Here is a 22,311-nt window from a genome sequence, read left to right on the forward strand (position 1 = left end):
CGGGCGGAGCCTTCCCACCACCTCGCGGTGACCGGCGGCACCTACCTCACCACCGTCACGCACGACGCGGCCTCGCGCGCCCGGTCGCGGGCGAGGTCCACGTCCTCGGCGGTCGCCACGGCCACGCCCATCCGGCGGAACCGGCTGGCGGACGGCTTGCCGAACAGGCGGACATCGGACTCCGGCACGGCGAGCGCGCGGGCGACCCCGGCGAAGCCGACGCCCTCGACGGTCCCGCTGTCCGCCGCGCCGCCCTCGGCGATTCCCGCGCCGCCGTAGATCACCGCGGACGCGCCCGGACTCGCCATGGTGGTGACCACCGGCAGGCCGAGGACGGCGCGCGCGTGCATCTCGAACTCGCTGAGCACCTGGCTGCGCAGCGTCACCAGGCCGGTGTCGTGGGGGCGGGGGCTGACCTCGGAGAAGTAGACGTCGACGCCCTTGACGAACAACTCCACGCCGAACACGCCGACCCCGCCGAGCGCGCCCGTCACCCGCGCCGCGACCGACCGCGCCGAGTCGTAGGCGTCCTGGGTCATGGGCTGCGGCTGCCAGGACTCCACGTAGTCGCCGCGCTCCTGGCGGTGGCCGATCGGCTCGCAGAAATCGGTGCGGATCTGCCCAGTCTCCGGGTCGACGCTCCGGACGGTGAGCAAGGTGATCTCGTACTCGAAGTCCACGAACGACTCCACGATCACGCGCGCGCCAGCGACCCGCGCGCCGGACTGCGCGTACTGCCAGGCACGTTCCACGTCCTCGGGACCGTGGAGGGACGACTGTCCCTTACCCGACGACGACATGGTGGGCTTGACCAGGCACGGGAACCCGATCCGGGAGCACGCCTCCTGCAGTTCCTCCAACGAGGACGCGAACGCGTAGCGGCTCGTGGGCAGGCCCAGTTCCTCGGCGGCGAGGCGCCGGATGCCCTCGCGGTCCATCGTCAGACGCACCGCGCGGGCGGTGGGCACGACGCGGGCGAGACCATCCTCCTCGATCTGCGCGAGCGCGGCCGTCGCGATGGCTTCGATCTCCGGCAGGATCACCTCCGGCTTCTCCAGCTCGACGACCCGGCGTACCTCGTCGGCGTCGGTCATGTCGATGGTGTGCGACCGGTGCGCGACCTGGTGGGCCGGGGCTCCGTCGTAGCGGTCGACCGCGATGACCTCGACCCCCAGCCGCTGCAGCGCGATGGTCACCTCCTTGCCCAGCTCCCCCGAGCCGAGCAGCATCACGCGGGTCGCGGTCGGCGTGCCCGGTGTGCCGAAGCGGTCCACGGCGGGCGGGGCGAGGGGATCGTGAGCGGCGGTCATGGCACACAGGCTAGTAGGCCTGCGGTGACGATCCTGTCCGGGCCGAACGAACGCCCGGGCCCCGGCACCGTGTGGTGCCGGGGCCCGGGCTGTAACCTGGCGAACTGAGCCGAGATCACTCCACCGGCTCGAGCGGCGGGAGCTCGCCGGTGTCATCCCCGCCGCTTCCGCCCTCACTGGCGCCCGAGCTCGCGGCCGCGCTGCCGGCGTCGGCCTCCTCCCCATCGGCGGGCTCGTCCTCCGAGCTGGCCGCGGCGAGCGAGCCGAGGAGGTTCGCACCCGTCGCGACACTGCCGCCGGAAATGGATCCGGCGGAGACGGGCTCCACAGAACCTCCGGGGATCCTGCCGTTGATCTGGTCCGCGACGACCTGCGGGTCGATACCGAAGTTGGTCTCCAACCCTCCGAGCGTGCCGTCCTCGTTCACGGGGACACAGAGGACGATGCCGACCGCCGGGGTCTCCGGCGACAACGCGGTCCAGCTGACATCCGCCCCGGCCTCGACCAGGACAGAGCGGCCCGGCTGACCGAATACGAACGGGAGAACGTTCTGAACGACGTTGTTCTCGACCACGGGATCGTCGAGCTCCACTGCCGGAGCCCCCTCGTCGTCGGCGAGGAGGTGGGTCAGCCCACCGCCGGCCTCGATGGCAGTGATGAGCGCGATGCCAGCCGCGAGGTCGCCCTCCGGGTAGTCGGTCTCGAGGTCGTTGTCTTCGATCGTCGAGTACGGGGCGGTGGCCCCCAGGCAGCGCTGGTCGGCATCCGACTCGTTGGTATAGGTGACAGTCGGGCCACCCTCCTCATTCGGCGCGACCGTGACGGGTCCACTGAGGGCCTCGCCAGCGGTCTCGAGATCACCGGCGATCTCTCCGAGATCGATCGAGCTACTGCCCAGCGAGCCCGTCGACTCCTCATCGTCCTGGGCGGAGGCGATGCCGGCGCCGGCGAGGCTGGCCCCGGCGGCCAGGGCCACGGCCGAGGCTCCGGCAAGTATCCGATTTCGAGCGAACATGAGATCTCCTTGCAGTGAGGGAAAGTCACCACTTCGAGGACCGCGGTGACACGTGCCGACGTCTGGGAGACGCCTGAGCGGAGTGTTACATGGGTCACATCCCCACATCGCGTGAGCTGTGGAAACTTTATGGTAGATAACTTCTTATTAACCTTATTCATCCTCGACTGTCACTCAAAGCACTTGCGTCCCATTCGGACATGCGGCGGGCATCGCGATGTGAGCCGCAGGGGATTCGCCGCGTGACGGTCGCCCGCCGGCGAGACCCCCGCCGTTCCCTCGGTCGCCGACCTCCGTCTAAGTGCCCGACTCCTGTGCGGCAGGAAGACAGAAGACCCCGGAAGGTTCGCCACCCGACGGCGGCGAACCTTCCGGGGTCGCCCGGTGTAGGTGTCGCGGTGATCAGGTCGATCACAGCCACACCACGAGTCACTCGACGACGGGCGGCTCCCCCTCCCCGTCGGCGAGCGAGCCGAGGGCGCCCGCGCCGACCGCGACGCTGCCGCCGGAGATCGACCCCGCCGAGACGGGTTCGACCGATCCGCCCGGGATCTTGCCGTTGATCTGGTCCGCGACCACCTGCTTGTCGATGCCGAAATTGATGGCCAGTACCGAAGTCGCGCTACTGGGACTGATGATGCAAATCACTCCGGCGGCTGCTGGGGATTCGGGTACCGACGGGGTCCAGGAAACGGTCTCGCCCGGCGCCACGTCCACACTGTTCGCCGGATACTCAGTGTTCAGGTACTCGTACTGCAGCCCGACGACCTCCATCACGATGTTCTCGGCGAAGTCGGGATCGTCAGCCTGCACGATCGGAGCCCCGTTCTCGTCGCCCAGCAGGAGCGTGACATCGGGGCCCGCCTCGATCGCATTGAGAAGCGCGAGCCCGGCGGCCAGGTTTGAGGTGTCGAACCCCACGTCGAGGTCGTTGTCGACGATTGTCGAGTAGGGCGCGGTGAAGCCCACGCACTCCTCCGCGGCATTCCCTTTGTTGGTGTAGGTGACCGTGGGACCGCCGGTCTCGTTGGGCGTGACGGTGACCGGGCCGTTCAGAGCCTTGGCCGCGACGGCGAGATCTCCGATCGCGTCACCGAGTCCCAGGCCACTGCTGGAAAGAGATCCGGCCGATCCGGACTCGTCGATCTGGGCGAACGCGGTTCCGCCTCCCGTCGTGACGGCGAGCAGGGCAGCAGCGGTGACCGCGGTGCCCGCGCGTGTACGCAGTTGCATAAGAATCCTAACGCGAGGGGCGCGGTTGAATTCTTCCCGCACCGGACGAGGTGACGTCGGTTTGGCGCCAACAGGAGTGTTACACGTCACACCTAGTCGTTACATCTGGAATACGCCATTCTCAGCATTCGCATCCGAATCACAAGCCGGGAGTCCCCGGACTCGTGCCGACGGCCGGGGCTACCGGGTTTCCGACGCGGGGCCGCTGTACAGAACCGACCTGACAGGTTGATCGGTCCATGGAGGCGATAACGTGTGTGCAACGCCACACGAAAGGGCATTTCTGTGACCACTGCCTCCTCCGGTCCCCTCGCGGGCATCCGCGTCGTCGAACTCAACGGCATCGGCCCCGGCCCGCACGCCTGCATGATGCTGGCCGATCTCGGCGCCGACGTCGTGACTGTCATGCGCCCCGGCGAGCTCGACACCCAGGTCGGCGGCTGGGCGCACATCACCCGTCGCAGCCGGACCGTGGTGGAGGCCAACCTCAAGAGCGATGAGGGCCTGTCGCAGGTGCGCGGGCTCATCGCCAAGGCCGACGTGCTGGTCGAGGGGTTCCGTCCCGGGGTCACCGAACGGATGGGTCTGGGTCCGGACGAGTGCCTCGAGATCAACCCGCGCCTGGTCTACGCCCGGATGACCGGGTGGGGCCAGCACGGCCCGCTGGCACACACCGCCGGCCATGACCTCAATTACATCTCGCTGACCGGCCACCTCAACGCCACCGCCCGCAAGGGCGAGCGCCCCGTGCCGCCGCTCAACCTCGTCGGTGACTTCGGCGGCGGGTCGATGTTCCTCATCCAGGGCATCCTCGCCGCGATCATCGAGCGCGCCACCTCGGGCAAGGGGCAGGTCATCGACGCCGCCATGACCGACGGAGCCTCGGTGCTGGGCCAGTTCCAGTGGGCGATGCGCGCCCGGGGCCAGTGGTCGGACGTCGCCGGGACCAACATGCTCGACACCGGGTACCCGTTCTACGACGTCTATACCTGCTCGGACGGCAGATTCATGGCCGTCGGCTGCCTCGAGCCGCAGTTCTACGCCGAGTTCGCCCGACTGTTGGGTATCGACGGCGAGGGAATGCCCGGCCAGTTCGACATGGACCGCTGGGATGAACTGCGCGAGATCATCTCCGGGAAGTTCGCCGAGAAGACGCGTGACGAGTGGGCAGAAGTGTTCTACGGAACCGACGCGTGCACGACGCCGGTACTGACCTACACCGAGGCGCTCGACCACCCGCACAACGTTGCCCGCCAGACCTTCGTCGAGGTGTCGGGCGATGCCGGGCCCGCCCCCGCGCCCCGCTTCTCCCGCACCCCGGCTGCTCCGGTCCCGGCCGCTCCGCCGCGCGAGGTCACCGCGATCGACAAGGTGTGGTCCTGAACGATGGGTGAGCCGGTCTCCGGTCCCGGCGCCGGGGGCTCCCGCGTCGCGGGTGTGGTGCTCCGCGTAGACCCCGCTTCCGGTGACGCACCGTTTCGCCAGCTCAAGGACCAGATCGTCGAGGCGATCCGGCTCGGAGAACTGGCCACGGGGACTCGGATGCCCCCGGTCCGCCGACTCGCCCAGGAGGTGGGCGTCGCCACGGCCACCGCCGCCAAGGTGTACCGCGAATTGGAGGAGTCCGGCCAGCTGGAAGGTCGCGGCCGCTCGGGCACGTTCGTCGCCGCCCCAGATCTGCCGTCGGACGCGCTCGCCCGGGCCGCGGTGGAGTTCGCGGCCCAGGCGGCGGGTGCCGGATTCTCCGAGGCCGAGGCCGTGGACGCCGTCAGAGCCGCCTTCGCCCAGCGCGGGTGAACCGACCAGATCATCGCTCCCGCGCATTCGATGAGCGAGCGATGAGATGGTCGCCGCCGCCACCGCTGCCGCCTCCGCCCGTGCTGGACGTCTCGAGCTCGGCGTAGGTAAGCCCCTCGTCGCCGTCCTCGGAGAACGCGCACACCGTGACGATCTCGGGCGAGAAGGCCTTGTCCGAGAGTTGTTGGAGCGGTGTGGGAACCAGCACGACATCTCCGTCCTGGCCTTCCTCCGGGTTGACGAATGTCACCGGACCCGACGCTCCGTTCTCCAGCGCGAAGACACCCACCACCCCTCGGACGCCGAGCTCTTCGCCTATCGTCCCGACGTCAGTCGCGGGCGGGAAGATGTCGAGGTCCCCGGAGAACCCCGCCTCGACATGGACGTCGTAGAGCACCTCAACCGTTCGGGGAGTACCGATATACGCGTAGCAGAGAAGGTCGTGATTCGACCGGTTGTCATACGACACGACGAGATCACCGCCCTCGTCACGTTCGACGAAGACCGTGCTGGGGCTGTCGAGCCGCCAGGCAGTCGAGTTCTGAGCACCGGCCATCCCGACCCCGGCGAGGGCCGACGTCCCGGCCAGTGCTGTGGTCGCGGCGATGACGCCGAGGCGTCTGAGGGATCGCATTGGGAACTCCGATCTTTGAGCGTGTACGGCCCGGCGGCCGCGGCGTGGTCCATTAGACGCCCGGGTCAACGGCGTCGCTGTCGTACGTTCGTATGACCACAGGCGTCCAAGGCGACTGTCCACCGCCCCCGCCCCACGCAGACCTCGCCCCCGGCCTTCGCAGAGGCCGGGGGCGAGGTCTGCAGAGACACGCCTGCTGTCAGCTCCCGAGTGAACCCGTCGTCTCGGCGACCGAACCTGAACTCCCGAGCCCCGCCAGGGCGGAGTCCAGCGACCCGAGGCCGGTGGGGACGCCGGCCCCCGCGGAGCTCTCGATTTCGACGTATTCCCCGCCATCGGGATTCATACAGATGGCCATCGCGGCCGGTGTGAACGAACCGTCGGTGAGTCCCACGGCCCCGTCCGGAAGCTCCAGCCCGGGGAGGTCGAAGGCCGACGGGAGAACAGCGCTCTGACCGTCGTCGACCGTGCCCATGTACAGGCCGAGCTTTCCCGTCGTGAGCGCGGTCAGCATCCGCAGGTTCAGTTCGGCGGGGAGCTCGGCCCCGCCGGTGTCCCCGGTCTTCTTGGTGTAGCTGTAGAAGTCGGCAATCAACCGATCTGGGCCGGCGAACGCGGTACACAGGAGATCGCGCTCGGACTCGTTCCGATAGGTGACCTTGGTGCTCGCGCCCTTGCCTTCGACACTGACACTGCTGGGGCTGTTGAAGACGGGGGAAGCGACCTGGGCGTTGGCCAGCGCCGCTCCGGAGAGGGCGGTGGCTGACGCGATCGCGGTGGCCGCGGCGGTGACGGCCATTCGGGAGAGGGGACGCATGTGCTGCTCCGATGCTCGGGGAACGGCGGCCTACCGACCGCCTGTCATCGACTCAACCGCACAGCCGTGACCTGCGCTGTCCCCTGTTCGCATGGCATGTGTCATACGTACACATGAAAGCTCGCCCCACCGGTCCCGCTGTCCCCGCTCGTCCCGTCTACCCCAGGATGTCGCGCCGCACCACGTTCTGGTCGCGTCCCGGGCCCACGCCGATGTACGACATGTGGCAGCCGGCTAGCTCCTCGAGCCGCAGTACGTAGGCCTGCGCCTCGGGCGGCAGGTCGCTGAACTCCCGCGCCCCGGTGATGTCCTCTTCCCAGCCGGGCATGGTCTCGTAGATCGGTGTGGCGTGGTGGAAGTCGGTCTGCGTCATGGGCATCTCGTCGTGCCGGACGCCGTCCACGTCGTAGGCCACGCAGATCGGGATCTCGCCGATGCCGGTGAGCACGTCGAGCTTGGTGAGGAAGTAGTCGGTGAAGCCGTTGACGCGCGCGGCGTAGCGGGCGATCACGGCGTCGTACCACCCACAGCGGCGGGTGCGGCCGGTGTTCACGCCCACCTCACCACCGGTGACCTGCAGGTACTCGCCCCACTTGTCGGACAGCTCGGTGGGGAACGGTCCGGCGCCCACGCGGGTGGTGTACGCCTTGACGATGCCCAACGAGTGGGTGATCCGGGTGGGCCCGATGCCCGCGCCCACGCAGGCGCCGCCGGCGGTGGGATTGGACGAGGTGACGAACGGGTAGGTGCCGTGGTCGACGTCGAGCATGGTGGCCTGCCCGCCCTCCATGAGGACGGACTCGCCGCGGTCCAGCGCCTGGTTGAGCATCAGGGTGGCGTCGCAGACCATGGGCCGCAGTCGGTCGGCGTAGCCGAGGAAGTACTCGACCATCTCCTCGACCTCGACCGCCCGACGGTTGTAGATCTTCACCAGGATCTGGTTCTTGAGGTGCAGTGAGCCCTCGATCTTCTGGCGCAGGATCGACTCGTCGAAGATGTCCTGCACGCGGATGCCCACCCGCGAGACCTTGTCGGCGTAGGTGGGGCCGATGCCGCGGCCGGTGGTACCGATGGCCTTCTTGCCCAGGAATCGCTCGGTGACCTTGTCCAGCGCCTGGTGGTACGGGGCCACGAGGTGGGCGTCGGCGGAGATCCGCAGCCGGGAGGTGTCGGCGCCGCGGGCCTCGAGCCCGTCGATCTCCTCGAACAGGGCCTCGAGGTTGACCACCACCCCGTTTCCGATGACCGGGGTCGCCGAGGGCGACAGGATGCCGGCGGGAAGGAGCTTGAGCTCGTACTTCTCGCCGCCCACCACCACGGTGTGGCCCGCGTTGTTCCCGCCGTTGGGCTTGACCACGTACTCGACGCGGCCGCCCAGGATGTCGGTGGCCTTACCCTTGCCCTCGTCGCCCCACTGGGCGCCGATCAGAACGATCGCTGGCATGGTTCGCTTTCACCTCGAAATGAGTCGTCTACACGGTGAGGGACGGGCACATTCTCGTGATTCCGCGCACACCAGCGCTCCAGAATAGTCGCATTCGCGCTCTCACCCTAGTCGCCGACCCCCCGCAGCCTGCGCAGTCGCACGGGCGTTCCGGGCAGGAGCTGCGAGATCCTGTCCGCCGAGCGGGCGGTGAGCACCCCGATCACCGGGTAGCCGCCGGTGACGGGGTGGTCGGGCCCGAACACCACGGGCGAACCGTCGGCGGGGATCTGCACCGCTCCGCGCACCATGCCCTCGCTGGGGATCTCACCGCGTCGCAGTCGGGGCACGGGGCGGGCGGGGTCGATGCGGACGCCCACCCTGTCCGCGTGCCCGCTGACGTGTCCGGTCGCGGCGAGTACGTCCCACGCGCCGGCCGGGAACAGGTCGTCGCGAGGACCGGGGATGACCTCCAGGTCGACGGGGTGCCTGCCGTCCCCACCCGGGCCCTGCGCGACGGCGGCGTGCCACCCGTCGGCCCAGGGCCCCACGACGGCGTCGCCGACGCCCAGCACGTCACCGGTCACGACGGGTGGCGGGCCCAGCCCCGCGAGGGTGTCGCGCGACCGACTGCCCAGCACCGCCGGTACGTCGATTCCCCCGCGGACGCCCACGTAACTGCGCACCCCGGTGACGGGCCGGCCGATCTCCAGGCTCGCCCCGGCCTCCAGCCGGAGGACCTCACCGGTGGCGGCGGTGCGTCGGGAACCGCCCGGGGTCACGACGACGACGAGGGCCTCCGCCCCCGTGACCGCCACGATCGCGGGCGCGTCCGTCATGAGCGTGAGCCCGCCGAGCAGCACCTCGAGCACTGCGGCCGCCGGGTCGGTGCCGACGGCCCGCAGGGCGGTGGCCGCGGCGGCGCGGTCGGCGGCCCCGGAGGCCGTCACCCCGAGAGAGGCGTGGCCGGGACGACCGAGGTCCTGCACGAGCGCGGACGGCCCGGCCCGCAGCACCAGCAGACTCATCGGGGTCGTTCCGGGCTCATCGGGGCCCGCCTTCCTCACGGAAGCGGACCGTCATCCCCGGGGCGAGCAGGGCGGGGTACGGACGGTCGAGGTCCCAGAGCGGGGCGTCGGTGGTGCCGAGGAGCTGCCACCCGCCCGGGGAGGCACCCGGGTAGACGGCGCAGAAGCGGTCCGCCAATCCCACCGATCCGGCCGGGACCCGCGCGCGCGGCGAGCCCAGCCGCGGCACCGCAGGCAGGGCGGGTGTCGGCGCCGGGGCCTCGGCCGGCCCGCCCACATCCGGCCGGCCCGCATCCCGCGCGCCCGCATCCAGCTCCCGCGCGTCGACGAGGTAGAAGAACCCCGGTGCGAACCCACCGAACGCGGCCCGCCACGTGATCGACGTGTGGGTGCGGACCAGCGCCTCGGTCGACATCCCGGCGAGGTCGGCGACGGCGGCCAGGTCGGGCCCGTCGTAGCGGACGCCGATCGTCACCTCCCGCCCCCCACCTCCCACCGAATCCGCTACTCCCCTTCCGGATCCGCTATTCGGATCAGAGGCGCCGATCCGGTTTTCGGATAGCGGATTTCGGGAGGGTGGCGCAGCGGCGGGCGGATCCTGGGCGAGCAGAGCCTCGAGCCGCCGACGCAGCCCCCGCAGGGCGGAGGCGTCCCGCGCGGTCACCAGCACCGTGCGGGCCGCCGCGACCACATCGAGCGCCTCGGGCCGCAACTGCTCGATCCTCCCGGCCAGCGCGACGGCCTCGGCCAGATCGGCACAGTCGAGCAACAGCGCCGTCTCCCCGCAGCGGCGGATCCTCGTCGTCGTCATCCCGTGCCCGGCTCCCCCACCACGCCGCGCCCCAGCGCGCCGCCCGGCCGGGTGAACGGCGCCACCTCCACCCCGGCCGACTCGAGCGACGCGCGCACGCGGCGGGCGAGGTCGACGGCACCGGGGGTGTCACCGTGCACGCACACCGAGGCAGCGGTGACCACCACCCGCGCGCCCTCGTGGGTGGTGATCGCCCGGCCGGTCGCCATCGCCACCACGCGGTCGGCGACCTCGTCGCCATCGGTGATCACCGCACCCGGCTCACCGCGTGGGACCAGGGTGCCGTCGGGCCGGTACCCGCGGTCGGCGAACGCCTCCGTCACCGCGGGGACGCCGGCCGCCTCGGCATGGGCGAGCACCACCGCACCGGGCAGGCCGAGGATCGGCAGCGGCTCCTCGTCGGCGAGGTCGGCGTACCGGAGGACGGCATCCACGACGCCCGCGGCCTGCTCGGCATCCCGCACAATACGGTTGTAGAGGGCGCCGTGGGGCTTGACGTACCGCACCCGGGTGCCGCGCCGTCGAGCCGCCATGTCCAGCTCCACCAACTGGAACTCCACCAGCCGGGCGACCTCCTCCCGGTCCAGCTCGTGCTCGATCCGGCCGAAGTTCGCGCCGTCCCGGTATGACGGGTGCGCACCCAGCGCGACCCCCCGCTGCGCGGCCGCGGCGGCGGTGGCGTTCATGGTGGGCCGGTTGCCGGCATGGAAGCCGCACGCGACGTTGGCGGAGGTCACCACATCGAGAAGCGCGGCGTCATCGGGATCCGGTCCGGCGGAGGGGGCGAGCGACGCGGTCCAGCGCGGCGTCCCCCGGCGGGCCTCGCCGAGGTCGCAGTTGAGATCGATCCTGCGCGCCTGTCCAACCACCCTTCCATCCTGCCCCAGGTTCACCCCTGGCAGCAGGGGCGGTCATGATGGAGGTCATGATCGTCATCCGCTGCGGCTCGTCGCCGGTCCCGACGGTTCTCGGAGAACGTCCCCGTATCCAGGTCAGCGAGGTGCCGACCAAGGATGAGGTCAACCGGGCCCTCGCCGAGGTGGGCCCGGGCCGCCGCCTCGTGCTCTGCGGCACCGACGCCGCGCTGGCCGCACTGCTCACCCGCCTCCTGCGGACCGAGAACCTCGACGCCGAGGTCGCCTACGTCGCCGACGAGCCCACCCCCGCCACCCGCGCCTACGGCCTACCGACCGGGTCGGAGGCCGCCAAGCTCGGCGTCCGGGGCACGGCCCGCGAGGTTCCGCTCGTGCGCGACGAGACCGGGACGGTCCTCGTCGGCGAGGCCCTCGTGCACGGGACCGGGGGCGCCCGACTCGTGGGCGAGGCCTACGCCGACGACACCGTGGTCTTCTCCGGGGAGACCGCCACCCTCACCGTCCGGCCCACGCTCGAGATGCCGGGGGTCCGCGCCACCGCCGCCCGGCCACGCAGGCTGCGACGCCGTCAGTGGGTGGCGGCCCGGGCGGTACAACTGGGCACCGAGGCCGGGTTGCTCACCCGTGACGGGGTGACCGGCAGGCGCGCCATCAAGAGGACGACTTTCTATCGTCATACCGAGCCATGGAGGCTCGTGTCGCCCTGAGCGGCGGCATCACCGACGTGGGCCGGTCCGGCGAGTCCGGCCATTCCTCCAGCAACTCCGGCTCGACCGCGGGCCTACGCACGGTCGGCGGCAGGGTGGCCAGCGCCGAGATCTTGCTGAGCCCCGCGACCTGCATCATGTCCACGAGGATCGACCGCAGCTGAGCCAGCATGACGGTCTCGGTCAGGCCCGATCCCGCGACCAGTTCCCGCTTGGCGCGGGACGCCACCGCCCGCAACTCCCGGTGGACCTCGGCGTCCGTGGGGGCGTCGGGGTCCGCGGCCACCCGCCTCGTGAGCACCTCCAGCGCCCCTGCCAGCCCCGCGATCAACGAGCTCAGCGCAGGCGGCACGTCTACCTGGTCGTCGGCCGCCACGATCGCCCGGCGCGCGAGGACGCGGATGTTGCGGATGCCGTTGTCCAGCGGGTTGAGCATGCTCGTCAGGACGATCTCCTCCGGGCGCCGTCGCCGGTAGAACGGGGAGATCCGCACCAACTCGCGCGCTCCCGCGAGCTGCTCGGAGATCGCGTCGACGGCGGGCTGGGTGTCCCGGGCGTCCTGCAGGGCGGAACGTATGAGCTCGGAGTCCCGCCGTTCCAACCCGTCCGCGACCTCGGCGAGCACCGACGAGGCCACCCCCAACAGCGACGCCGCCTCCCGGCGGGCGCGGCGCAGCGGATGGACGGGCATGAGCGCCATCGCGGCCAGTGCCACCACGCCGCCCACCGCCGCATCGAGCATCCGTTCGTACCCGCCCGCACTGCCCGGCGGCAGGATGGTGGCCACGAGGATGGCCGAGGAGGCCGACTGGGTGCCGGTGATGGCCCCGCGGTCGACGAACACCGCCGCCGACATCGCGAGGATCACCACGACGACGATCTGCCACGCGCCGGAGCCGATCTCCCGGATAAGCAGGTCGCCCAACCCGACGCCGACGATGACGCCGAGCACCAACTCCGCCCCCCTGCGCACACGACGCCCCATGCCGGTGCCCAGGGCGATGGCGGCCGCGATGGGCGCGAAGAAGGGTGCCGCGTGGTTCAGCACGTCGTGGGCGAGGAACCACGCCAGCCCCGCGGCGAGGCCGCACTGCAGGATCGGCAGGAACGCGTAACCGAGACGCCGGGTGCGCGCCCTCAGCGGGCCCGGAAGCGCGGCGTAGACGCCCAGCGCGCGGGCGTCCAGCCGGTCACGCCAGGCCGAGAGGCGCGGCGGCGTGCGGGTCTGACTCATTGACCAGGTCCAGGCAGCGGATGTACTCGTCCTCCTCACCGATCGACTGCGCGGCGCGGGCCAGCGCGGCGACGCAACGGAGGAAGCCACGGTTGGGCTCATGGTCGTACGGCACGGGGCCGAAGCCCTTCCAGCCGTGGCGGCGAAGCTGGTCCAGCCCGCGGTGATAACCGGTGCGGGCGAACGCGTAGGCGCTGATCACCTCGCCGGAGTCGAGCGCACGCTCGGCGAGCTCGGCCCAGGCGATCGACGCGGTGGGGTGGGAGGCCGCCACGGTGCGGGGATCCTCACCGGCGGCGACGGCGGCCTCCGCCTCCGGGTCACCGGTGAGACGGGTGGGCGGGGGGCCGAGGAGATCTCCGAACTGGGTCATGACCCCATTGTCCATGAATCCGCCGGATCGCCACCTTCGGCCCCGTTGGCTATGGTGGAGGGCATACGGCGTCCCCGCGGGGGGCGCCGTGCGCTCGTCGCGGGCAGCAATGCACGCCCCTTCGGAGCGATCATGGTCCCGGTGTCGAGGCCCCGTAACGCGGAGTACCAGAACGCGTCGGACGAGCTTCCACCGGAACCGGACGGAGTCAACGGACAGGCCGCACGTGGGCCGGAAGGAAACCTGTGTCACGACAGCGTATTGCGATCATCGGAGCCGGCCCCAGTGGGATGGCGGCCCTCAGGGCCTTCGAGTCGGCCCAGCGGTCCGGGGCCAAGATCCCCGAGATCGTGGCCTACGAGAAGCAGGACGACTGGGGCGGCCAGTGGAACTACAACTGGCGGTCGGGCACCGACAAGTACGGCGAGCCGGTGCACTCCTCCATGTACCGCAACCTGTGGTCGAACGGCCCCAAGGAGGCGCTCGAGTTCGCCGAGTACACGTTCGACGAGCACTTCGGCAGGCCGATCTCGTCCTACCCGCCGCGTGAGGTCCTGTGGGACTACATCGACGGACGGGTCCAGGGTTCGAACGTCAAGGACAAGGTCCAGTTCTCCACGGCCGTCCGCTGGGTAGACTACGACCGCGAGCTGGACACCTTCACCGTCACGGTGGAGAATCTCAAGTCCGGGAAGACGACCTCGTCGGAGTTCGACCGGATCATCGTCTCCACCGGGCATTTCTCGTACCCGAACATCCCGGACTTCACGGGGATCGAGACCTTCCCCGGGTCGATCCGCCACGCCCACGACTTCCGCGGAGCCGAGAAGTTAGCAGACAAGCGCGTCCTGCTGATCGGCGCCTCCTACTCGGCCGAGGACATCGGGGTCCAGGCCTTCAAGATGGGCGCCCGCTCGGTGACGATCTCCTATCGCACCGCCCCCATGGGCTACGACTGGCCGGACGGGATGGAGGAACTGCCACTCGTCCGGCGGTTCGACGGCGAGACCGTCCACTTCACCGGCGGCCAGACCCGCGAGTTCGACGCCGTGATCCTGTGCACCGGTTACCTCCACAAGTACCCGTTCCTGCCCGCGGAGCTGGCCCTGCAGTCGCCCAACAACATCTATCCCGCGGGCCTGTACCGCGGTGTGGTGTGGCAGAAGAACCCCAAGGTCTACTACCTGGGCGCCCAGGACCAGTGGTTCACGTTCAACATGTTCGACGCCCAGGCCTGGTACGTCCGCGACCTCATCCTGAGCCGGGCCAAGTTGCCGTCCGCCGAGGAGCGGGTCGCCCACATGCGGGCCTGGCGGAACCGCTTCCAGGAGTTGGAAGGGGACGCCGACGACGTGCGCTTCCAGGCCGATTACGTCCGCGACCTCATCGAGGCCACGGACTACCCGATGTTCGACCTCGACCAGGTGGTCGAGATCTTCCTCGCCTGGAAGGAGGACAAGAAGAAGAACATCCTGACCTACCGGGACAAGCCGTACCGGTCCGTCCTCACCGGGACCATGGCGTCCGTCCATCACACCCCGTGGCTCCAGGAGTTGGACGACTCCCGCGAGCGGTACCTCTCGACGCCGGCGAAGACCGAGATCGAGGAGCTCGTGGTCGGGGACCAACTCGCGGCGGGAGCCGACTCCGCAGCGGAAGTGGACGTCCCCGTCGCCGGGGAGTGAACCCTCGGTGACGTCTGGGGGCGAATCCGCTGCCGGGCCCGACCCGAGGAGACAGACTTGAGCGCGTGACCGCGTCTCCTGCCTCCTCGCCCGCGCCCTCCTCGCCCGCTCCCCCCGGGTCCACGGAGTCCGCCCACCCCACCGCCGGCATCGGCCGTCGCTCCCTGCTCAAGGCGGGAGCCCTGGCCGGCGCCGCGGTGGGGACCGGCGTGCTGGCGGGCCACTCCGCTCTCGCCGGAGCAGCGCCCGGCGTCGTCTTCCGGCACGGTGTGGCCTCGGGCGACCCCATGGCGGACCGCGTCATCCTGTGGACGCGGGTGACGCCCACCCCGCAGGCGAGCCCCGGTTCCGGGATCGGTGACCCCGTCGTCGTCGCGTGGGAGGTCGCCACCGACCCCGGTTTCACCTCGCCCGTGCGCACCGGGTCCCTCGTCACCGACGCCGGCCGCGACCACACGGTCAAGGTCGACTGCACCGGCCTGGCGCCGGACCGCTGGTACCACTACCGGTTCCGCGCGCTCGGCGAGGTCTCGCGAACCGGCCGCACCCGCACCGCCCCCGCCGACGGCGCCATGCCCACGACCGGTCGCTGGCGGGTGGGCGTGGTCTCCTGTTCCAACTGGGAGGCCGGGTACTTCTCCGGTTACCGTCACCTCGAGGCGCGCGGGGACCTGGACGCGATCATCGAACTGGGCGACTACATCTACGAGTACGGCCGCGGCGAGTACACCGCCGCCGCCGGGGCGATCCGCCCGCACGAGCCGCCGCACGAGATCGTCACCCTGGCCGACTACCGGATCCGGCTGGCGCAGTACCACACCGATTCCGACCTGCAGTCCCTGCACGCGCACGTGCCGTGGATCTGCACGTGGGACGACCACGAGGTCGCCAACGACTCCTGGGAGCACGGCGCTGAGAACCACCAGCCGCACGAGGGACCGTTCCACGATCGCAAGGCCGCGTCCGCGCAGGCCTACTTCGAGTGGATGCCCGTCCGGCCGGAGTCCCTGCGCGATGGCGGTCACCTGTACCGACGCCTGCGCTGGGGGTCGTTGGCCGAGATCTCCATGCTCGACCTGCGCTCCTATCGTTCCAAGAGCCCCGACCGGCTCGACGGCCGCGCGATCGACCAGACCAACACGATGACCGGCCCGGAGCAGTTCGACTGGTTGGCCCGCGGGCTGAATTCGTCGACGGCCCGCTGGAACGTCATCGGGAATTCGGTGATGGTCACGCCCGTGCTCATCCCGCCGCTGGACCCGCGCACGACCGGCGCACTCACCGAACTGCTGGGCGTCCCCCGCGAGGGCATCACCTACAACTCCGATCAGTGGGACGGTTACGCCGGTGAGCGTCGACGCCTGTTCGAGGTGATCCGCGGCACCGGTAACCGGAACCACGTCTTCCTCACCGGGGACATCCACACGTCCTGGGCGAACGAGGTGCCGTTCGATCCGGCCGACTACCCGGGGGCCGGCACCGGTGCGGTCGAATTCGTCACCCCGTCCATCACGAGCAACAACATCAACGACATGGTGGGCGGGCTTCCCGAGGGCAACCCGCTCTCCCAGGCTGCCCAGGGTGCGCTGACCGGCGTGAACCGGCACGTACGCTGGGCGGACCTCGACCGCCACGGCTTCACCGTCGTCGAGTTCACCCGTGACTACGCCCACGCCGACTACTGGGCCCTCGTCGCGCGCGAGGACCCGAACAGTGGCGCGTATCCGATGGCCAGCTGGCGCTCCCCGCACGGCACCGACCGCCTGGAACCCGCTGGACTGCTCCCCTGAACGGCGGGGCCGGTCCCCCGAACGGCATGGCCACTCGCCCGATCCGGCGGGGCCCCTGCACCCCCGGAATCACAGGTCGGTCGGCTACGGTGGCGGGTCGACGCGGCCCGTCCGGGGCCGGCGACGCGCACCGGGAGTAGTAGATGACGACGACGAGCCAGCAGCCGGCCGCCGGGGATCCGAACCCCGCGGGACAGTCGGGCGGGGGCCCGGAGGGTGGGGCACGTCCGGGCAGTGGCCAGCTGGGCGGTCGCGGCGGGCGGGGCCGTGGCGCCGTCGCGGCGGCCGTGGTGGTGGCGCTCCTCGTGATCGCCGCGCTCGCATGGCTCGTCCTCGCCGGACCGCTGTCGTCGTCCGCGCGGGCCGAGCGGGAGGTCGAGCAGACGCTGGAGAGCATGAGCTCGGCGGAGTCGTTCGCCGAGTTCAACGGTCACATGTGTGCGGAGAACCGCGTCCCGCAGGAGCTCGTGGACACCATCACCGCGTCGAGCGAGGCGACGGGTTCCGACCTCGACTCGATGTTCCGCGAGTCGATCGCGGGGTCGTTCCCCCAGGATCTCGAGGTCCTCGGGGTGGAAATCTCGGGCGACGGGACCGAGGCCACCGCGACCGTCGAGTCGGAGTCGGACGGTTCGGGCCCGGAGCAGATCCATATGCGCGACGAGGACGGTGCGTGGAAGATGTGCCAGCCCGGCGTCGGGATGGGTGCCGTCCCGCAGGACCAGCAGCCGGGCTGAGCCGCCCCGCCGGCCGTCAGGAGGTGGCCCGGCCGCCCGGCGACCTGCCGACGCTCAGGCTGGCCGGGTCGGCCGCTGACCGTTGCGGCTGTCCCGCTCGATGCTGGGCGGGTTGGTGAAGTGGCCGTCATCGGCGATGAGGCGGTCGAGGTGAAGTCGCCACTGGTGGTCGAGAATCCGGTCACGTGCCTGGGCCAGTGGCCCGTGGGGTGTGGTGCGGTGTTCGTGTCCGGTTTCGGTGATGATCGTCAGCTCGCCCAGAGGCCCCGGCCGGTAGGCGCAGTGGCCGAAGGTTTTCTCCCGGTGGTGCTTCCGGCAGTGGCAGAACAGATTCCACTCGGCCGTAGGCCCGCCCAGCTCAGGACGCTGGTGGTCGAAGGCGATGGCATGGTCGATCTCGCAGTCATACGCGTCCACCGTGCAGCCGGGGTGACGGCAGGTCCCGTCGCGTAGCCGGATCCGCTCGGCCAGCGCCGGGGTGATGGCGTACTTGAGCATCGCGTCCGGCTTGTCCTGGGCCCCCGGCTGCGGGTCGATCAGTTCGAACCTCACCTTCGCGTCGCCGCCGGACAGGAGTTCCTCGCACAGCCAGTCGAAGCTCGAGTAGGCGCCGTTGACGAACTGCACGCGGTTGGGCAGTCCCTGGGCGACGCTGTCGATGACGGAGATCCGGATGGGCTGCTCCGTGCCCCACGACGCGCCCAGCTGCGGCCTGCCGGCGCCGGCCGGGGCGGTGTCGGCGGAGGCGGTGTCGGCAGGGGCGTCGCCGGCGCGGGCGGCGGCAGCAGAAGCAGCAGCATCCGTGTCGCTGCCGCTGTCGGCGGGCCCTTCCGGGTCGTACAGGCTGGTGCCGATGTCGTCGGTGGTCGGGTCCCCGAGTGCGCAGAGCGCGTCGGCGCGCAGTTGGTCCCGCGTGCGGGGGTGGCCCGCCTCGGAGGCGGCGCGGGCGGCGGCGTCGATCCGGCGGCGCAACTTCTCGGCGTCGCCACTGGGCAGCGAGGCCCACATGCTGGTCATGCCGTCGCGTGCCGGACGGAACCGGACCGTGCGCTGCTCCATGGCGGCGGCCACAGCATCGCCGGCGGCCTGCGGGTCGTGACGCTCCCGGGACGCGTCGACCGCGGTGTCCAGTGCCACCCGGCTTGGCCGGTGACCACCGTCGAGGTCTCGGGTCAGGGCGCCGACGACGTCCGATTCCACCGCGCCGATGATCTGGTCGGGAACCCCTGCCAGGCGACAGGCGGCGTCGATCGCCAACTGTTCGGGGACCAGTCCCCGTTCGACCGCCTTGCGCAGCCGCGGTAGCCGGGTGTGGATCTGCACGCCGGCCGTGACCAGCCGCGCGGCGTGCCACCCGGTCAGCGACATGGCCGCGGCCAGATGATCGCGCGCCCGATCGGCGGGCTCGAGCCGGGAATAGTCGGGACGGGAGTCGGTGGACTGCTGCCCGTGCGCCGACTCCCGGGCCTCCCGGTCGAGACGCCCCATTGCCTCGACCAGCAGGTGGGCAGCGTGCAGCCGGGTCGCCGCTGCCAGGTTCTGTGCCAGCGTGGCCGAGCGCGCCACCTCGCTCAGCGCCTCGGCGCCCAGCGTGTCGAGGGGTTCCGACACGGCGCGAAGCGCCCCGGCGGAGGCCGAGCTCGTCGTCGTTCCCGTTTTCTCGCTCATCACCGCACCCCCTCCGACGCCGCGCCGTAATCGAACATACAAGCGATTGTACCGGCGCTGCGGAACTAGCACAAGAGTTCGACCCCGGAAGGGTCCGCGTACGACAGCGGCGCCCCTCCGAGTGGAGGAGCGCCGCTGGTGGGGCGGGGTCGGACCGCGGTGAGGACTGATCGGTCAGACGGGCGGGATCAGGCCGTACCGATCAGGCCGCGTTCGATCAAGCAGCGGCACCCTTGGACTTACCCGCCGACTTCAGGTCGTTGCACGCCTCGACAACGCGCTCGGACATGGCCTGCTCGGCCTTCTTCAGGTACGAACGCGGGTCGTAGACCTTCTTGTTGCCGACCTCGCCGTCGACCTTGAGCACACCGTCGTAGTTGCCGAACATGTGAGCGGCGATCGGACGGGTGAACGCGTACTGGGTGTCGGTGTCTACGTTCATCTTGATGACGCCGTAGGACAGCGCCTCCTCGATCTCGCTCTTGGCCGAGCCCGAACCGCCGTGGAAGACGAAGTCAAACGGCAGGTCACCGGCGTTGAGCCCCAGCTTCTCGACCGCGACGTCCTGGCCCATCTTCAGCACCTCGGGCTTGAGCTTGACGTTGCCCGGCTTGTAGACACCGTGGACGTTGCCGAAGGTCGCGGCCAGCAGATAACGCTGCCCGGTGTTGCCGGCGCCGAGTGCGTCGATGGTGGCCTCGAAGTCCTCACGGGAGGTGTAGAGCTTCTCGTTGATCTCGTTCTCGACACCGTCCTCCTCGCCGCCGACGACGCCGATCTCGATCTCGAGGATCTGCTTGGCGTTGGCCGTCTTCTCGAGCAGCTCCTTGGCGATCTCGAGGTTGCGGTCGAGCGGGGTGGCCGAGCCGTCCCACATGTGCGACTGGAACAGCGGGTTCTCGCCGCGGTCGACGCGCGCCTGGGAGATCTCGATGAGCGGTCGTACGAAGCCGTCGAGCTTGTCCTCGGGGCAGTGGTCGGTGTGCAGCGCGACCAGGATGTCGTACTTCGCAGCGATGACGTGCGCGAACTCGGCGAGCGCGACCGCGCCGGTGACCATGTCCTTGACGTTCAGGCCCGAGCCGAACTCGGAACCGCCGGTGGAGAACTGGATGATGCCATCGGACCCGGCGTCGGCGAAGCCCTTGATGGCCGCGTTGATGGTCTCCGAGGACGTGCAGTTGATCGCCGGGTAGGCGAAGCCCTCGTTACGGGCCCGGTCGAGCATGTCCTTGTACTGTTCGGGAGTTGCGATGGGCATGTGGTCTCCTCCAGGGTTCTCGGCTGTGCGACGTGCGCATCTCGGGGCGCCGCACCCCTGTGGAGGTGGGCGCACACCCTCCAGCCTAGGCCAGCGTGACGGGGCGCACCCGCGAGCCGGGTGCGACACGCTACCGGCGGAGCAGTTCGGCGAGCGCGGTGTCGGCCCGGGCGAGGTCGTCGCGGTCGAATGTCGAGGTCGAGGCCATGATCTCGTCGGCCCCGGTCCGCTCCACCAGCGCGGCGAGCTCCCCCGCCACTTTCCCGGCTTCCCCGTGGAGGGCCCCCGCCATCCAGTCCTCCATCCGACGGAGCTGCTGCGGACGGAATCTTCGGTCCAGGATCTCCGCCGGCGACCGGAGCGGGCCGAACACCCCGGTCTCCCGCGACTCGGCCATCGCCCAGGCCTCCGGCAGCAGCAGGCCCCTCGCGTCCTCGATGGAGTCGGCGACCATCACCTCCAGGCTCACCACCACGTACGGTTCCGGCGTGGCGTCGCTCGGCCGGAACGTCTCGCGGTAGCGGTCCAGCGGCGTGGGGTCGGCGAGCAGTCGCGGTCCCCCGACCACGACGGGCAGGCCGGCGCGCGCGGCGACCTCGAGGCCCCGGCCGGTGGCGAGCACGAACACCGGGGGCGGGTCCTCGACGACCGGCAGCGAGGTGACGGGGCCGCGGCCGTGGAGGAAGTCGAGTACGGCCGTGATGTCGCGGGCGAAGGCGTCGGTGCCGTAGTCGGTGACACCGAGCGCCTCGCGGACCGGCGCGGTGAACCCGAGCGAACGCCCCACCCCCAGGTCGATCCGGCCCGGGTGCATGGCCTCGAGCATGGCGAACTGCTCGGCGACGACCAGCGGCCGGTGATGGGCGAGCATCACGCCCCCGGAGCCGAGCCGGATGCGCGTGGTGCGCGCGGCGGCGGCCGCGACCAGTAGGGGCGGGCTCCCGCTCGCGATGCCGGGGACGGAGTGGTGCTCCGCCGTCCAGTAGCGGTGGAACCCCAGGGCGTCGGCCCGCTCCGCGCGGACCAGCGTGCCCTCGATCGCGGCGGCGTGGGACTCGCCGACGCGGGTCCGCGACCTGTCCAGGAGGGACAGTCGGAGGGTGTCCGGCAGGTCTGTGGGGGCCACGACCCCACCGTAGCGCCGCGGGTGGCGGGGTCCCGCGCGCTGCAGGATCACGGGCGGGCGGATTGTGATGCCCCGGTGATCACGCACCTCCTGGCCGAGCAGGCCCCTCAGGTTCTCGCGCTGGGCCCCGGCTTCATGGATCCCGAGTTCTGGCTGTCCGGCGACGGGCCGTTCGGCAAGGCCATCCTCCCGGCACTGCTGTCCGTGGTCTTCATCGAGTCCGGCCTCCTGTTCCCGTTCCTGCCCGGGGACTCCCTGCTGTTCACGGCGGGCCTGCTCACACAGCAGGACAATCCCTTCGCCCCACTGTGGGTGGTGCTGGTGACCGCGCCGATCGCGGCATTCCTCGGTGACCAGGTGGGGTATTTCATCGGCAACCGCTGGGGACATCACCTGCGGGAGCGGCCGGACGGGCGGTTCTTCAAGCAGGCCTACATCCACGAGTCCCACGAGTTCTTCGAGAAGTGGGGCCCTGCGACCATCATCCTGTGCCGCTTCGTGCCGATCGTCCGCACCTATGCGCCACTGGTCGCGGGCATGGCCGGGATGCGCTACCGGGTCTTCGTCGCGTTCAACGTGATCGGGGCCCTGTTGTGGGCGGCGGGCGTGACCGCGCTCGGCGCGTGGCTCGGCCAGTTCACCTTCATCAAGGAGCACATCGATCTCATCCTCATCGGGATCGTGCTGGTGTCGGTGCTGCCGATGCTGATCACCGCGGGACCGAAGCTCCTCGCCCGGATCCGCAACGGGCCGGCCGCCCCGGCCGCCTGAGTCGTCGCCGGCCCGC

At 70.5% G+C, this 22,311-nt stretch carries 21 protein-coding genes; 7 read left to right on the forward strand and 14 right to left on the reverse strand.

Annotated features, from left to right (window positions below; translation table 11 throughout):
• Positions 1-41: 41 nt before the first annotated feature.
• The 3 genes from purT to L8M95_RS07745 all read right to left on the reverse strand — a co-directional run bounded on the left by purT (position 42) and on the right by L8M95_RS07745 (position 3,558).
• Positions 42-1,310 (reverse strand): formate-dependent phosphoribosylglycinamide formyltransferase, encoded by a 1,269-nt coding sequence (gene purT, locus L8M95_RS07735; protein WP_260488898.1) that lies wholly within the window; start codon positions 1,308-1,310, stop codon positions 42-44.
• 115 nt (positions 1,311-1,425) lie between these two features.
• Positions 1,426-2,325: a hypothetical protein gene (locus L8M95_RS07740; protein WP_260488899.1), complete on the reverse strand. Its 900-nt coding sequence runs from the start codon at positions 2,323-2,325 to the stop codon at positions 1,426-1,428.
• 429 nt (positions 2,326-2,754) lie between these two features.
• On the reverse strand, positions 2,755-3,558 hold the full coding sequence (locus tag L8M95_RS07745; protein ID WP_260488900.1) for a hypothetical protein: 804 nt from the start codon (positions 3,556-3,558) through the stop codon (positions 2,755-2,757).
• A gap of 285 nt (positions 3,559-3,843) precedes the next feature.
• Here L8M95_RS07745 and L8M95_RS07750 point away from each other — a divergent pair, with 285 nt between their 5' ends.
• On the forward strand, positions 3,844-4,941 hold the full coding sequence (locus tag L8M95_RS07750; protein ID WP_260488901.1) for a CaiB/BaiF CoA-transferase family protein: 1,098 nt from the start codon (positions 3,844-3,846) through the stop codon (positions 4,939-4,941).
• Between the two features lie 3 nt (positions 4,942-4,944).
• Positions 4,945-5,355 (forward strand): GntR family transcriptional regulator, encoded by a 411-nt coding sequence (locus tag L8M95_RS07755; protein ID WP_260488902.1) that lies wholly within the window; start codon positions 4,945-4,947, stop codon positions 5,353-5,355.
• A 10-nt stretch (positions 5,356-5,365) separates the two neighbouring features.
• On the opposite strand, the gene L8M95_RS07760 is transcribed toward L8M95_RS07755, so the two are convergent.
• The 6 genes from L8M95_RS07760 to L8M95_RS07785 form a co-directional block, all read right to left on the reverse strand.
• Positions 5,366-5,911 (reverse strand): hypothetical protein, encoded by a 546-nt coding sequence (locus tag L8M95_RS07760; protein ID WP_260488903.1) that lies wholly within the window; start codon positions 5,909-5,911, stop codon positions 5,366-5,368.
• Positions 5,912-6,188: 277 nt separating this feature from the next.
• A complete protein-coding gene (locus L8M95_RS07765) occupies positions 6,189-6,788 on the reverse strand; it encodes a hypothetical protein (protein WP_260488904.1) in 600 nt (199 codons plus the stop codon).
• A 175-nt stretch (positions 6,789-6,963) separates the two neighbouring features.
• A complete protein-coding gene (locus L8M95_RS07770) occupies positions 6,964-8,250 on the reverse strand; it encodes an adenylosuccinate synthase (RefSeq protein WP_260488905.1) in 1,287 nt (428 codons plus the stop codon).
• 107 nt (positions 8,251-8,357) lie between these two features.
• Positions 8,358-9,257, reverse strand: a complete 900-nt coding sequence (locus L8M95_RS07775) for a biotin-dependent carboxyltransferase family protein (RefSeq protein WP_260488906.1) — start codon at positions 9,255-9,257, stop codon at positions 8,358-8,360.
• 16 nt (positions 9,258-9,273) lie between these two features.
• Positions 9,274-10,068, reverse strand: coding sequence for an allophanate hydrolase subunit 1 (locus L8M95_RS07780; RefSeq protein ID WP_260488907.1), 795 nt, complete (start codon positions 10,066-10,068; stop codon positions 9,274-9,276).
• Positions 10,065-10,937, reverse strand: coding sequence for a LamB/YcsF family protein (locus L8M95_RS07785; protein ID WP_260488908.1), 873 nt, complete (start codon positions 10,935-10,937; stop codon positions 10,065-10,067). Before L8M95_RS07785 ends, L8M95_RS07780 begins: the two co-directional genes overlap by 4 nt.
• 44 nt (positions 10,938-10,981) lie before the next feature.
• Between L8M95_RS07785 and L8M95_RS07790 the strand changes: the two genes are divergently transcribed.
• Entirely contained in the window at positions 10,982-11,650 is a 669-nt protein-coding gene (locus L8M95_RS07790; RefSeq protein WP_260488909.1) for a hypothetical protein, read from the forward strand.
• On the opposite strand, the gene L8M95_RS07795 is transcribed toward L8M95_RS07790, so the two are convergent.
• On the reverse strand, positions 11,595-12,884 hold the full coding sequence (locus tag L8M95_RS07795; RefSeq protein WP_260488910.1) for an aromatic acid exporter family protein: 1,290 nt from the start codon (positions 12,882-12,884) through the stop codon (positions 11,595-11,597). The genes L8M95_RS07790 and L8M95_RS07795 overlap by 56 nt on opposite strands.
• A complete protein-coding gene (locus tag L8M95_RS07800) occupies positions 12,841-13,257 on the reverse strand; it encodes a DUF3151 domain-containing protein (protein WP_260488911.1) in 417 nt (138 codons plus the stop codon). The genes L8M95_RS07795 and L8M95_RS07800 overlap by 44 nt, the downstream gene beginning before the upstream one ends.
• A gap of 245 nt (positions 13,258-13,502) precedes the next feature.
• Between L8M95_RS07800 and L8M95_RS07805 the strand changes: the two genes are divergently transcribed.
• The 3 genes from L8M95_RS07805 (at position 13,503) to L8M95_RS07815 (ending at position 17,469) form a co-directional block, all read left to right on the forward strand.
• A complete protein-coding gene (locus tag L8M95_RS07805; protein WP_260488912.1) occupies positions 13,503-14,942 on the forward strand; it encodes an NAD(P)-binding domain-containing protein in 1,440 nt (479 codons plus the stop codon).
• Positions 14,943-15,007: 65 nt separating this feature from the next.
• Entirely contained in the window at positions 15,008-16,732 is a 1,725-nt protein-coding gene (locus L8M95_RS07810; protein ID WP_396119649.1) for an alkaline phosphatase D family protein, read from the forward strand.
• 143 nt (positions 16,733-16,875) lie between these two features.
• Entirely contained in the window at positions 16,876-17,469 is a 594-nt protein-coding gene (locus tag L8M95_RS07815) for a hypothetical protein (RefSeq protein WP_260488913.1), read from the forward strand.
• Positions 17,470-17,523: 54 nt separating this feature from the next.
• On the opposite strand, the gene L8M95_RS07820 is transcribed toward L8M95_RS07815, so the two are convergent.
• The 3 genes from L8M95_RS07820 to L8M95_RS07830 all read right to left on the reverse strand — a co-directional run bounded on the left by L8M95_RS07820 (position 17,524) and on the right by L8M95_RS07830 (position 21,524).
• Positions 17,524-19,137 carry an HNH endonuclease signature motif containing protein gene (locus tag L8M95_RS07820; protein WP_260488914.1) on the reverse strand — a complete coding sequence of 538 codons (1,614 nt, stop codon included), beginning with the start codon at positions 19,135-19,137 and terminating at the stop codon, positions 17,524-17,526.
• A gap of 217 nt (positions 19,138-19,354) precedes the next feature.
• On the reverse strand, positions 19,355-20,398 hold the full coding sequence (fbaA, locus tag L8M95_RS07825) for a class II fructose-bisphosphate aldolase (protein WP_260488915.1): 1,044 nt from the start codon (positions 20,396-20,398) through the stop codon (positions 19,355-19,357).
• Between the two features lie 130 nt (positions 20,399-20,528).
• Entirely contained in the window at positions 20,529-21,524 is a 996-nt protein-coding gene (locus tag L8M95_RS07830; RefSeq protein WP_260488916.1) for an MsnO8 family LLM class oxidoreductase, read from the reverse strand.
• A 78-nt stretch (positions 21,525-21,602) separates the two neighbouring features.
• Between L8M95_RS07830 and L8M95_RS07835 the strand changes: the two genes are divergently transcribed.
• Positions 21,603-22,295, forward strand: coding sequence for a DedA family protein (locus L8M95_RS07835; RefSeq protein ID WP_260489195.1), 693 nt, complete (start codon positions 21,603-21,605; stop codon positions 22,293-22,295).
• Positions 22,296-22,311: the final 16 nt, after the last annotated feature.

The organism is Dietzia sp. B32 (assembly GCF_024732245.1).
Taxonomy (GTDB): domain Bacteria; phylum Actinomycetota; class Actinomycetes; order Mycobacteriales; family Mycobacteriaceae; genus Dietzia.